Origin of the sequence: Massilia endophytica (assembly GCF_021165955.1) — a bacterium.
GTDB lineage: Bacteria > Pseudomonadota > Gammaproteobacteria > Burkholderiales > Burkholderiaceae_D > Rugamonas > Rugamonas endophytica.
This window is the reverse complement of sequence record NZ_CP088952.1, coordinates 2,264,527-2,276,435: the sequence shown is the minus strand read 5'-3', so window position 1 is coordinate 2,276,435 and position 11,909 is coordinate 2,264,527. Positions and strand designations below refer to the sequence as shown.

The window sequence follows — 11,909 nt, the reverse complement described above, 5'->3', positions numbered from 1 at the left end:
AGGAAGAAGGCCTGGGATGTGAAATATCGTTCCTGCCTTTGATAAGTTTCGCAATTGCCGCCGGATTCCCGCTGCTTGCACAATGGCTGGAGACAATCCACTGGAAGACGCATCATGACATTAGTACGTCAAGTTTTCTGCCTCCTTCTGCTCGGAACGCAGATCGGCAGCGCCTACGCGGCCTGCGCGCCGGGCGCCCTGGGTACGTCCCGCACCTTGACGCTCAAGCGCGAGTACGCAGCGTATGGAACGGTACAGCATCTGCCGCTCCCGTTGCAGAAGGGCGAAGTCGCACTGACGTTCGACGACGGCCCGATACCGGAAACGCTGGACCGCGTGCTGGAAACGCTTGCGGCGCAGTGTGTCAAGGCGACTTTCTTCATGACGGGCGCGAATCTCTCGCGGTATCCCGAACTTGGGCGGCGGGTTGTCCAGGCGGGCCATACTCCGGCCCTGCACAGCTTTGCGCATCCGCCACTCAAGTCGATGCCGGTGTCCGAACAATTGGCTGACCTCGAGAATGGCATTCAAGCGTTTTCCGCCGTATTCGGCCAGGCTCCCGCGGCATACCGTTTCCCCTTCCTGGACGAGACACCCGCGATCCTGGCGGCGCTCAAGGAGCGCAACGTTACCGTAGCGTCGATAGACGTGGGGATCGATGACTATGCGCCCAACGACATGCGTACCGCTACCCTCGTGGAGCGCCTGGTGGAAAGGCTGAACCGCAGCGGAAGCGGCATCATCCTGATGCACGACGCAAACCAGCCAACAGCCGACGCGCTTCCGGCGCTCCTGAAGGCGATCCAGGAAAACGGCTACAAGGTCGTGCATCTTAGCTGGGAAGACGCCAAGTGAGACGCATGAGAAAACTGTTTGAAGCTGTCCTGGCCGTTCCGCTGGTCCTGGCGGCAGTTTGCGCGCCTGAGGTCCATGCCGCCGATTCCACTGGGCTGGACGGCAACGGCCATCTGCTTGCGCAGCCCATCGCCAGCAAGGACGGCTTTGCCTACACGCGCCTGAAAGATGGTGTGCAGTTCCGCACCGGCGGCGTCACCAAGAATGTGCTCTTCTATGGCCCGGCCACGGTGCGGGTGAACGCCAACCTTGGCAAGAACTACTGGACCAGTCCAAGCCTGGTGGTGGTCCGCAAGCCCGGCGCGGCCGTCTTCGAGCTGGAAGAAAGTGCCGATACGCTGACGGTCAGGAGCCGCAGCCTGCGCATCGCCATCGACCGCAGGACGGGGGCGCTGACTTTCATGGACGGCGCGGGCCGCCTGTACACGCGCGAGTCCGCGCAGCCGCAGTCGGTGAAGGCGGTGGAGATGGCGGGCAGCCCCTCCTATGAGGTGGAGAACCGCTTCATCCTCAAGCCGGAGGAAGCGATCTTCGGCTTCGGCTACACCGACAGCGACGCCGTCAACCGCCGCAACCAGGACCTGCTGCTGGTGCAGACCAACCTGGGCATCGTCATCCCCGTGATGATGTCTTCCGAGCGCTACGGCGTCCTCTGGGATACCTATTCGAAGATGCGTTTCCAGGACGGCCCGGAAGGCGCCAGGTTGTGGGCCGAGAGCGCGCCCGGCGGCGTTGACTACTACTTCATGGGCGGCAGCTCCATGGACGATGTGGTAGGCGAATACCGGCGGCTCACCGGCGCGGCGCCGATGTTCCCGAAACAGGCTTTCGGCCTGTTCATGAGCAAGGAGCGCTATCCCACCCAGGCCCGCATCGTCGAAGTGGCCGAAACTTTCCGCAAGGAGCGCTTCCCGCTCGATTACATCGTGCAGGACTGGCAGTACTGGGGCAGCGACAAGGACGGCAGCTGGAGCGGCATGATCTGGGACGCGGTGCGTTTCCCCGACCCCAAGGGCATGGCGCACCGCCTGCACAAGCTCAATCTGAAGCTGATGGTCTCGATATGGCCGTCAGTGGGCAACGACACGGCGCTGGCCAGGGAACTGGACCAGCATGGCCTGCGGTTCGAGCCCCTGCACTGGATCTCGCAGAAGGCGCGCATCTACGACGCCTATAGCCCCAAGGGGCGGCAGATCTACTTCAAGCATGTGAAGTCCGGCCTGTTCGACAAGGGCGTTGACGCGCTGTGGATGGATGGCACCGAAGTGGAAGTCGGTTCCGCCGCGTGGGATGCGGCGCGCAACGAAGCCGATATCAAATCCCTGGGCCGGAACGCCCTGGGCGATTTCGCCCGCTACCTGAACCCCTACACACTGCTGACCACCCAGGGCACTTACGATGGCCAGCGGGCCACCAGCGACAAGCGTGTGTTCACGCTGACCCGCTCCGCCTGGGCGGGGGCGCAGCGCACCGCGGCCGCATCCTGGTCCGGCGACATCTTCGCCAGCTGGGATACCTTGCGCAAGCAGGTGAGCGGCGGCGTCAGCGTCACCATCACCGGCAACCCATACTGGACCCAGGATACCGGGGGCTTCTTCGTCAGCCGCGACTACCCCGGCGGGCAGAGCGATCCGGCCTACCGCGAGCTTTTCGCGCGCTGGTTCCAGTATGGCGCCTTCAACCCCATCATGCGTGTGCACGGCACCGATATCGAGCGCGAGCCTTACATCTTCAGGACGCTCGACCCCGAGGTGTACAGATCGCTGCTCGGTGCGGCCCATCTGCGATACCGGCTCCTGCCCTATACCTATGGCCTGAGCGCCAAAGTCACCAGCAGCCACTACACGCTGATGCGCGCCCTGCCGATGGATTTCGCGGACGACAAGGCGACATATGGCATCGACGATGCCTTCATGTTCGGCCCCTCCCTGCTGGTGCATCCGGTCACCAGGCCCATGTTCCGCATGCAGCCGCCGCCTCCGGCAACGATCCCGGCCGATTATCTGCGCACGCCGGACGGCAAGCCTGGGCTGGCAGGGCAGTATTTCGAAGGACGCAATTTCGAAGTGCCGAAGGGCCAGGTGATCGACCAGGTCATCGACCATGTGTGGCCTGCGCCGCCGCTGGCCACGATTCCCGGCGGGCTGCGCCAGCTGGACGACTTCTCCGTTCGCTGGAACGGTACGCTGGAGGCGCCGGAGGACGGCGAGTACGAGATCGGCGTCGAGGGCGACGACGGCTATCGCCTCTACCTCGACGGCGCCGCCGTCATCCAGAACTGGGAAAACGGCGGCAAGCGCCTGGCCACCACGCGCCAGACCTTGCGCAAAGGGCAGCGCCTCAAACTGATGCTGGAGTACTACCAGGCCACGTCGGACCGCAGCGTGCGCCTTGCCTGGCGCACGCCGAGTTCCCTGCGGGCGATGGCGGAAAAGACGCCGGTAATGGACATGAGCATGCGCACCTATCTGCCCAAGGGAAGCGCGTGGTACGACTTCTGGACAAATGAGCGCCACGAGGGCGGCCAAACGGCGGTGCGCAATGTACCGCTGGACATCCTGCCGCTGTATGTGCGCGCCGGGGCTATCCTGCCTCTGGGGCCGGTGGTGCAGTACGCCACCGAACAGCCGGACGCGCCCTACGAAATCCGTATTTATCCCGGCGCCGACGGCAGCTTCACTCTGTATGAAGACGACAACGAGACCTACGCCTACGAAAGGGGCCAATCGGCCCGCGTTACGCTCAAGTGGAACGACAAGGCAAGGACGCTCGCGATAGGCGCCCGCCAGGGCAGCTTCCCCGGCATGGTCAAAAGCCGCACGCTGAACCTGGTGCTGGCCGATCAGGCAAACGGCAAAGGCATCGGCCCATCCCCGGCGGCGAAGATCGTGCGCTACGATGGCAAAGCCATGGCCGTGACGTTCGGAGGGAACCCATGACGAATATGCCTCGCCGCGGCATACTGCCCGCCTCCATCGCTGCGGCCGTCCTGGGCCTGCCCTACAGCGAGGGCGAGATCCGGAAAGCCTTTCGCGCTTGTGAGACCTTGGAAGCCGTGACGCAGCCCGGTGCATGGTCGTTCACCAGCCCCATGGCTTGCATGAAGGCGTAGACCGTGGTGGGGCCCAGGAACTTCCAGCCGCGCTTCTTCAAATCCTTGGAAAGGGCGACCGATTCGGGCGAAACCGACGCGGTCTGCGGCTCCGCTGCGCTGGCAGGGGCGACCTCGAACTGCCAGAAATAGGCGGCCAGCGATCCATGTTCCTCCTGAAGGCGCACAGCGCATGCTGCATTGTGGATGACCGCCTCGATCTTGCCCCGATGGCGCACGATGCCTTCATCCTGAAGCAGGCGGGCCAGGTCCTTGTCTCCGTACCTGGCCATGCGGTGAAAGTCGAAGCCGTGGAATGCGCGGCGGAAGTTTTCGCGCTTGGCCAGTATCGTGCGCCAGCTCAGTCCCGACTGGAAGCTTTCAAGGCAAAGCTTTTCGAAGAGCCGGGTATCGTCCTTGACCGGAAAACCCCATTCGCTGTCGTGGTAGGCCTCGAACTCCGGCGCCGCCGCGCACCAGCGGCAGCGCGGCTTGCCGTCGCTGCCGGGAATCGTCGCGCCGGCGCTCATTGAACGGCCTGCGGTTCCAGCAGCGCGGCCATCCCGGTGGACAGGCGCGAAGGTGTGACGCGGTGCACTTCCGCCTGCACCACGCCATGGATCACGAACGGGTCGAGGGCGACCCGGCGCCGAATCTCCTCCGTATCCAGGCCCCGCGCCAGCACAAGGCCGCCTTGCGACGAGTCCAGCGAACCTGCCATCAGGAAGCTGCCGTCGTCCAGGCCTTGCTGTATCCACTGCATATGCCCGGCCATCCATTGGCTGGCCTGGGCGCGGTTGGGACCGAATCTCAGAAAGATGATATGCATGTGCTCTCCTTGTTCAACGGGATTTGCCAGCGGGCTGCTGCAGCGATAGCAGCCAGCGCCCGATTTCATTGACTTCGTGATGGATGAAGGCCTCGTCGTGGAAGGTATGGGCCAGCGTGGCGATACCTTGGCTGCGCGAGAGCAGGTGCATGGCGAGGGCATCCGCCTCGCCGCGGTGGCCGAGTCCCTCGAATTGCGCGCGCAGCCAGCTTCGGAACTGGCCGAAGATCATTCCTGCGTCTTCCTGTGCGGGATGGCCGGTCTTTGCCAGTTCGCTGCACAGGGTTCCCACCGGGCAGCCGTAGCGCTGGATGCTCTTCCGGTTCTGGATCAGCATCTCCGCGAAGCGGCGCAGCCGCTCGATGGCCGTGGGTGCGCTGGCTGTCCAGGCATCGAGCATGGCCTGCGTTCCCGCCTTGCGGCGCGCGATGACGGCAGCCAGGATCTCGTCCTTGGTTTTGAAGTGATAGTAGAAATTCCCCCGCGAGAGCTCGACTTCCTTCGCGATGTCGGCGAAGGAAGTGTTCTCGAAGCCGCGCTGGTAAAACAGTTCGTCGGCGGCGGCGACAATGCGGTCCCGCGTGGTGGTGTGATCGGACATTTCAACTCGATAGGTCAATCGTCCTGGATAGTCTAGGACGGTCGTCCTACCTTGTCAATCCGCGTTCAATCGCGTCGGCGCACGATGTCGCCGCTGTCCACATGCCCTTGGCCGATCTTCAACCACTGCTTGCCGGTGAGTCGCTCGAAGCCGGAGAAGGGCGCGGGCAGGGCGTCCGCATCGAATCCTGGTCCGTTTTTAAGATCGTAGTGCAGGTGCACGAGGAAGGCATCGCCGGAAAAGCCCATTTGTCCGACCTGCGCGCCAGCCTTCACCGTGTCGCCGGCCTTCACACTGACGCTGCCCTGCTTAAGGTGGGCCAGCAGGCTGATTTCGCCGTTTCCATGGTCGATCTCGACGTGATTGCCCCACATGAGGGAGGGATCGGCAATGAACTGTTCGCGCGTGAAGGAAGGCGGCTTTCCGTTGCCGTTGTCCGGAATGTGGGATACGGCGCGCAGAACCTTGCCCGCCGCGGGCGCGGAGACCGGCGCTCCCCAGCCGTACCAGTCTTCGTTGCGGCTGCCGTCTCCCTTGTACATGCGGCCCTGGTCGTCCGTGACGACGAAGTCATAGCTGTAGCGCATGAAGTTGCGCTTGAAGTTGAGGGCAATGGCCATCGGGTCCAGCAGCGGCAGGCGGCGGTGGTGGCCGTAGAAGTCGTGTCCGTCGTGTACCAGAACAGGTCCTGCAACCGGCAGCTTCAGTTTCGCCTTGGGCGTGAATCGCTGTGGCTTGACGATGGTCTCCGCTTCGTACCTGGTTTCACTGCCAGCAGCGAAGTGAAAGGTGAAGCGCAGCGTGGAGAGGTCGAGCTCCTGTGGATAGGCATACAGTGGGTTGAAAACAAGTTCGCTCTTGCCAGCCTCGATCTCCCGATTCGGGATGACGGCCACGCTCATGCCGTTCGTGCCTACCCGGTACTGGGCCAGCAGCTTGTCCTGTTCTCCGAGCACCGAAACCTCCACCTCGCTCAGGGTGACCTTTCCGGCGCTGCCGTTGTTGATGAGGAAGTCGATGTTCAGGAGCTGCTGATGTTTGCCCTGTTCGATAAGAGGCTGGGAAGGCAGGACCTTCACTTCGACCGGACCGGCGATGGCGGCAGCCGATAGCAGAGCGAGCGCCCATGCGATGGTGTGCTTCATGATTCTCCCTGATTGTGATTGTGGTGCCGCGACTGTATCCCCGGCGTGTGCAATTTGTCCGGGCGATCCGACGAGCCGCACAAATCGCGGACCAGGCTGACAAAAAGGCGCCCCTTATGGCGTATAGTGTCGAGCTTTCGACAGGAAATGGCCATGCCACAGCAGGACCTTTTCGGAGGCGCGCCCCAGCCCAAGCCCCGCACGCCCCAGCCTTCCCGCAAGCCTGCGGCCTTGGAGCCGTACAGCTGGTTCTTTGCCCTGCGTCCCGGCGCGGCTGACGCAATGCGTATCGATGTGTTCTCCGCGCGGCTGCTCTCGGCCCACGGAGTCACAGGCAAGCGGATCGCACCGGAGCGGCTGCATATCTCCCTCGATGCGGTCGACGCATCCATGGTGGAGGAGGCGTGCCTGGCCGCCGACAGCGTTCGCCTGCCAGCAATCGAAGTGCATCTTGACGCCGCGATGACATTTTCCGGCGGCGCCATTGTTCTCGCGGGCGCCAAAGGAGCGCAAGGTATGAACGGCGTGCGCCATCTGCGCACCACCTTGGGCTGCGCGATGGCGGATCGGGGCTTCAAATTGAAATCGAGCTACGAGCCGCACATGACGCTGGGCTACGACACACGCAACAGCATCGGCCCCGTCGCGATCGAGCCTGTGGTGTTCAAGGTCGCGGAACTCACGCTCGTCAAAAGCCACGTAGGGCTCACGCGCCACGACGTGGTACGCAGCTGGACGCTCGAGGGCTGATCGCAATGGTCGAATTGCGGGAGTTTCATGCTGGCGATGCCGAGGCGGTGAACGGGCTGGCCGTCCGCGCATTCGCTCAGTATCAGGACAGGTACACCGACTGGCCCGTGTTCCGCTCGCGGCTGGAGGGCATGTCGGCCCTTGCCGGGCAGGCCGAACTCATTGTCGCCGAGCTGCATGGCGTGCTGGCCGGCGCCGTGGGATATATCGGACCCCACAAGCCGAAGGCCGCCATCTTCCGGCCCGAATGGCCCATCATGCGCATGCTTGTGGTCGACCCGGCGGCGCGAGGCCATGGTATTGGCAGACTGCTTGCCCAGGAATGCATTGCACGGGCGCGGCGCGACGGCGCAAACGAGATCGCCTTGCACACCAGCCAGATCATGAACGTGGCGCTGCCGATGTACCTGCGCATGGGCTTCCAATGGCGCTCCGACGTACCGGATATCCACGGCGTACCCTACGCGCTCTACACCCTGGCGCTCCGCTAAGCGCGGAGTGTGGGTTCCGTACGTTCTTCCTCCACTTCCTTCATCGCGAAGATGCCATTGATGGCGGCCGGGAAGCCCGCAAACACGGCGGTATGAATGATGGTCTCCATGATCTCTTCGCGCGTCAGGCCGACGTTGAATGCGCCGTGAATATGCACCTTCAGCTGGTCCCGCGCGTTGCCCGCGGCGGCGAGAACGGCGACGGTGGAGAGCTCTCTCTGCTTCAGCGAGAGCTGCGGCCGTGAGAACACATCGCCGTATGGGAACTCTACAACCATGCAGGCCAGCGCGGGCGCATAGTCGGCAAGGGCCTTGACTACCGATTCGCCGGAGCGCCCGGTGATCTGGTTCAGCATTCCGATGCCGCGCTCATATCGCTCGTTCATGTCGTTTCCTTTCAAGACGTGGGTGGACAGGCCGTACTTTGCGCCGTGCCGGCCAAAGCCGCCAATACCGTTTTTGTGATACCTTTTCGGTATGGACAGCCACATCGATCTGCGACATCTGCGCTATTTCCTGGCGGTGGCCGAAGACCTGAACTTCGGCCGCGCCGCGGAGCGCCTGCACATTTCACAGCCGCCGCTGAGCCGCCAGATCATGCAGCTGGAGGACCAGCTGGGCGTGCAGCTTTTCGTGAGGAGCAAGAGCGGTGTTGCGCTGACAGAGGCAGGCGCCGCGTTCCTGCCGGAGGCCAGGAAGACCCTGGCCCAGGCCAGCAAGGCAATCGCGGTGGCAAAGGCGGCGGCCGGCAAAGGGCATGAGCAGTTCAAGCTGGGATACACCACGGTATTCGACCGCGGCCTGTTCCGTGAGCTGCCACGCAAGTTTTCGGAGCGCTTCCCCGGCTGGCGCCTGCAGGAATCGGGCAAGCACTCGGTCAGCCTGGTCCGGGACCTGAAGAACGGGGTCATCGACGCAGCATTGATCGGTTTGCACACAAGGGCGGAAGGCCTGGTCGTTGAGCCTATACGCGAGGAGCCTTTCGTCGTGGCGCTGCCGGAGGGCCACGTTCTGGCGAGGAAGCGCAGGCTGTCGTTCCGGGATCTTGATGGCGAGTCAGTGTTTTGGTTCGAGCGCCGCCTGAATCCCGGCTTCTACGACCACTGCAAGCGCTACTTCGAAGAGATCGGATTCGAAGCCAAACTGATTCCCGAACCGCCTGATCACCATATCCTTTTGGCGGAGGTGGCGGATGGCAGGGGCATTGCGCTCATTCCCGCGTCGCTGGCGTCCGTTCGGCGCCAGGGTGTCGTGTTCCGAAAGATGGTGGAAGGAACAAAGCTGACCATGGGCATAGTGCTGGCCTACAGCAGCCGCAATCCATCGCCGATCATGCAGCCGTTTATCGAGCTCGCAAAGGCCGCACTGACGGCCCGGTGAGCGCAGTCAGTAGGGCTCGAAGGGAATTTTCGCCTTGCGCAGCTGGGACACAACGAGCTGCTTCCATGGCCCCTTTGGCGACCAGACGCGCGCAACCGCCTCATATGCCTTCTCGGGCGCTTCGCGCAGCACCACCGTGCGGTACAGGAAGGTCATGGTCGACGCACGCATGTTGACCTGGCAGTGCACGAGGACCTTGCCGCCGCCGAACCTCTTCATCGCCGCCGCAAACTGCTCGAAGTCCGCGTCGGTGGGCTGGCCGAAGGGGATGGGAATATTGAGGAACTCCATTCCCTGCCGCTCAACGATCTCCCTTTCGTTCGGGATGGCGTCGCCGACGGTTGGCGGAGCGAGATAGATGACGGCCTTGAATCCCTGTTCCGACAACTGCGCCAGCGCTTCCGCCGTCGGCTGCCCGGAGGTCACGATGCTGAGCGAGATCGCGACGACATTGGGGGCTTGAATAGATGGCGCGTCAGCACGCGCGTTCGCTGCAAGGATACCTACCGCTAGTACTATTGCAACCAGGACCGCGCTGCGGAAATAGAGTTTGCTCAAGGTATCGAATGACATGTGATTTTGGTAACTGAACGATACCGTATGATACCTGCTCGACGCTTGGTCCGCGCCGTACAGGTGGTACTATTTGAGAACTGATTGAGGGCATACCATGAAGCCATCTGTCGCATTTCAACGCCACCGTGTGGCTATCCGTCGGATTGTCGCGAATCACCGCGCCGACAATGCAAGAGTCTTTGGCTCAGTAGTTCAAGGGCTGGACACGGAAGACAGCGACCTGGATCTCCTCATTGATCCTACCCCAGATACCACCCTGTTCGATATCGGCGCCATTCGGCACGAGCTATGCGAATTGCTGGGGGTACCGGTTGATGTGCTGACTCCGAGGGCGCTACCCGACAGGTTCCGTGCGGAAGTGCTGGCCGAAGCTATCCAGGTATGAGCAAGGGCAAACAGCGTCTGGTCGACTACTTGATGCATATGTTGCAAGCAATCGAACGCATCAACCGGTACACCGAGCTGTTGGACGAGGTCTCATTTCTACAGAACGAGCTGGTGCAAGATGCAGTTCTGCGTAACTTCGAAATCCTGGGGGAGGCCAGCAACAACATTCAAAGGCACTTTCCAGAATTCGCCGCGCGGCATCCGGAACTGCCGCTGACGTCCGCCAGCCAAATGCGTAACGCTCTCGCACACGGCTACTTCAAAGTCGACTTGGAGATCGTGTGGAAAACCGTTCATGCCGATCTCCCTCAACTTTTCGAGCAGCTCCGGAGTAGTCTAGTGAAGGGTATCTGAAGAGGAAAAGCCCATGGTTACTGCCAGGCAGCATTGTCCGTCGAGCATCGCTGTCGTTGACTGCCGCCTGCCGATGTGGCGGTGGAGGCCGGAGGACGAAGAGACCTTTCAATGCATCCACTGCGGGTGCGATACCGACGACTACGATCCCGACTGCTGGAACGTCCAGTTCGATGCATTCGCTGCATTTCATGAAAGTGTGGTGAATGATCCAGACTTCCCGGGGCCCCCTCGCGGTGATCCTCATGCAATCCTTGACGGCAGGATCATTGAGCGAAAGGTTTGTCTTCACATATGCCCGGCGATGCGGGTGGTGGATTGCCGAGGACAGAGCGGTATTGCCCGCCACGCGGTGGCAGTATTGGGCTGTGACGCTTGCATCGATGTCGGCACTGGAGGAGTTCTCACTGAGTGATATCGATCTTCCGCTGCAGGAAGTGAGGCGATACCTGATGCGCAAGTTCGAACGCAGAGCTGCGATGCATCCTCGGCTCTTCGAGCTGATAGTTGCCGACGTCTTCCGAGATCTGGACTATAGGTCGGCCGCAACCGCCTACTCAAACGACGGAGGTATCGACGTTATTCTGGAAGCGGGCCACGGCCAGCGAATAGGCGTCCAGGTGAAACGGCAAAAGAGGACGATAGAAGTCGAGCAGATCAGAGCGTTTCTGGGAGCGCTCACCCTTGGTGGATTCGCCCGGGGTGTGTTTGTTTCCTCTTCCCGCTTCAGTAGAGGCGCCGTGCGCGCTGCGGAGCAAAGTACAAGCCGCATAATGCCCATCCAGCTCATCGATGCAAATCGATTCTTCGACGTGCTCGGTTATGCACAGTTGCAGCACGCACCAACGCCGGACAATTGTGGGATTTCCCAAAGTGTGCCGTTGATATTTCAGCCGCACAGCCACTACCACCTGAATACCTTGTAGTTGACCCGGGCTCGTCCAGTGGCGCAAATTGAACTTTCTTAAAGCAGGTTAAGGATGGCGGCCTGCGTGGAGAGTTACCCTAGGACTGACCGATCCCGTTTGGGAAACATCAAGGAAGTCCTATGAGTCATCGCGATGCGGCGCTGCCGCTGGTGTATTCCTGTTCCGGCTGTTCGAGCGCGGCGCAGACGGCCAATGCTGCCGCATTGGAGCTGGATAGCCGGGGCAGTGCGGAGATGTCCTGTATTGCCGGTGTAGGCGGTGGCGTCGCGCCACTGGTGCGGCTGGCGCAGTCGGGCCGCAGCATTATCGCCATCGACGGCTGTGCCCTGGCCTGCGTGCGCCACTGTCTGGCGCAGCACGGCGTGGAACCAACGCATCATGTGCTGCTCCCCCAGCTGGGCGTGAAGAAGCGCTATCACACGCGGCATGATCCGCAGCAGGCGGCGGAAGTGGTGCGCGCGGTTGAGGCGTTGCTGGCAACTGAAGCCGGCTTGCCACAGGCGTCCGAAAAATAGGAGGCG

15 protein-coding genes are annotated in these 11,909 nt (G+C 62.1%); 9 read left to right on the top strand and 6 right to left on the bottom strand.

The features are described 5' to 3' along the window. Nucleotides 1–114 precede the first annotated feature (114 nt). Together LSQ66_RS10110 and LSQ66_RS10105 are read left to right on the top strand one after the other, a co-directional pair. The gene (locus LSQ66_RS10110) at nucleotides 115–855 is read left to right on the top strand and encodes a polysaccharide deacetylase family protein (protein ID WP_231769650.1); all 741 of its coding nucleotides are present in this window, start codon (nucleotides 115–117) and stop codon (nucleotides 853–855) included. Nucleotides 856–860: 5 nt separating this feature from the next. Further along, nucleotides 861–3,794 (top strand): TIM-barrel domain-containing protein, encoded by a 2,934-nt coding sequence (locus LSQ66_RS10105; protein ID WP_231769649.1) that lies wholly within the window; start codon nucleotides 861–863, stop codon nucleotides 3,792–3,794. A 61-nt stretch (nucleotides 3,795–3,855) separates the two neighbouring features. Here the strand turns inward: LSQ66_RS10105 and LSQ66_RS10100 are convergent, their stop codons facing one another. The 4 genes from LSQ66_RS10100 to LSQ66_RS10085 form a co-directional block, all read right to left on the bottom strand. Continuing rightward, a complete protein-coding gene (locus LSQ66_RS10100) occupies nucleotides 3,856–4,476 on the bottom strand; it encodes a DNA-3-methyladenine glycosylase I (RefSeq protein ID WP_231769648.1) in 621 nt (206 codons plus the stop codon). After that, a complete protein-coding gene (locus tag LSQ66_RS10095) occupies nucleotides 4,473–4,775 on the bottom strand; it encodes a YciI family protein (RefSeq protein WP_231769647.1) in 303 nt (100 codons plus the stop codon). The genes LSQ66_RS10100 and LSQ66_RS10095 overlap by 4 nt, the downstream gene beginning before the upstream one ends. Nucleotides 4,776–4,788: 13 nt before the next feature. Next, on the bottom strand, nucleotides 4,789–5,376 hold the full coding sequence (locus tag LSQ66_RS10090) for a TetR/AcrR family transcriptional regulator (protein WP_231769646.1): 588 nt from the start codon (nucleotides 5,374–5,376) through the stop codon (nucleotides 4,789–4,791). 65 nt (nucleotides 5,377–5,441) lie between these two features. Beyond that, complete coding sequence (locus LSQ66_RS10085) at nucleotides 5,442–6,521, bottom strand: M23 family metallopeptidase (RefSeq protein ID WP_231769645.1); 1,080 nt, start codon at nucleotides 6,519–6,521, stop codon at nucleotides 5,442–5,444. 153 nt (nucleotides 6,522–6,674) lie between these two features. On the opposite strand from LSQ66_RS10085, the gene LSQ66_RS10080 reads away from it, so the two are divergent. Next, nucleotides 6,675–7,271, top strand: coding sequence for a 2'-5' RNA ligase family protein (locus LSQ66_RS10080; protein ID WP_231769644.1), 597 nt, complete (start codon nucleotides 6,675–6,677; stop codon nucleotides 7,269–7,271). 5 nt (nucleotides 7,272–7,276) lie between these two features. Beyond that, nucleotides 7,277–7,762 (top strand): GNAT family N-acetyltransferase, encoded by a 486-nt coding sequence (locus LSQ66_RS10075; RefSeq protein WP_231769643.1) that lies wholly within the window; start codon nucleotides 7,277–7,279, stop codon nucleotides 7,760–7,762. On the opposite strand, the gene LSQ66_RS10070 is transcribed toward LSQ66_RS10075, so the two are convergent. Next, nucleotides 7,759–8,148, bottom strand: coding sequence for a carboxymuconolactone decarboxylase family protein (locus LSQ66_RS10070; protein WP_231769642.1), 390 nt, complete (start codon nucleotides 8,146–8,148; stop codon nucleotides 7,759–7,761). The two genes, LSQ66_RS10075 and LSQ66_RS10070, sit on opposite strands and share 4 nt — an antisense overlap. Nucleotides 8,149–8,239: 91 nt before the next feature. Between LSQ66_RS10070 and LSQ66_RS10065 the strand changes: the two genes are divergently transcribed. Beyond that, nucleotides 8,240–9,142 carry a LysR family transcriptional regulator gene (locus LSQ66_RS10065; protein WP_231769641.1) on the top strand — a complete coding sequence of 301 codons (903 nt, stop codon included), beginning with the start codon at nucleotides 8,240–8,242 and terminating at the stop codon, nucleotides 9,140–9,142. A gap of 6 nt (nucleotides 9,143–9,148) precedes the next feature. Here LSQ66_RS10065 and LSQ66_RS10060 read toward each other — a convergent pair whose 3' ends face one another. After that, nucleotides 9,149–9,715, bottom strand: coding sequence for a protein tyrosine phosphatase family protein (locus LSQ66_RS10060; protein ID WP_231769640.1), 567 nt, complete (start codon nucleotides 9,713–9,715; stop codon nucleotides 9,149–9,151). Nucleotides 9,716–9,812: 97 nt separating this feature from the next. Between LSQ66_RS10060 and LSQ66_RS10055 the strand changes: the two genes are divergently transcribed. The 4 genes from LSQ66_RS10055 (at nucleotide 9,813) to LSQ66_RS10040 (ending at nucleotide 11,903) form a co-directional block, all read left to right on the top strand. Then, complete coding sequence (locus LSQ66_RS10055) at nucleotides 9,813–10,103, top strand: nucleotidyltransferase family protein (protein WP_231769639.1); 291 nt, start codon at nucleotides 9,813–9,815, stop codon at nucleotides 10,101–10,103. After that, complete coding sequence (locus LSQ66_RS10050; RefSeq protein WP_231769638.1) at nucleotides 10,100–10,459, top strand: HepT-like ribonuclease domain-containing protein; 360 nt, start codon at nucleotides 10,100–10,102, stop codon at nucleotides 10,457–10,459. The genes LSQ66_RS10055 and LSQ66_RS10050 overlap by 4 nt, the downstream gene beginning before the upstream one ends. Before the next feature lie 206 nt (nucleotides 10,460–10,665). Continuing rightward, on the top strand, nucleotides 10,666–11,385 hold the full coding sequence (locus LSQ66_RS10045) for a restriction endonuclease (protein ID WP_231769637.1): 720 nt from the start codon (nucleotides 10,666–10,668) through the stop codon (nucleotides 11,383–11,385). A 122-nt stretch (nucleotides 11,386–11,507) separates the two neighbouring features. Beyond that, nucleotides 11,508–11,903 carry a putative zinc-binding protein gene (locus LSQ66_RS10040; protein WP_231769636.1) on the top strand — a complete coding sequence of 132 codons (396 nt, stop codon included), beginning with the start codon at nucleotides 11,508–11,510 and terminating at the stop codon, nucleotides 11,901–11,903. Nucleotides 11,904–11,909: the final 6 nt, after the last annotated feature.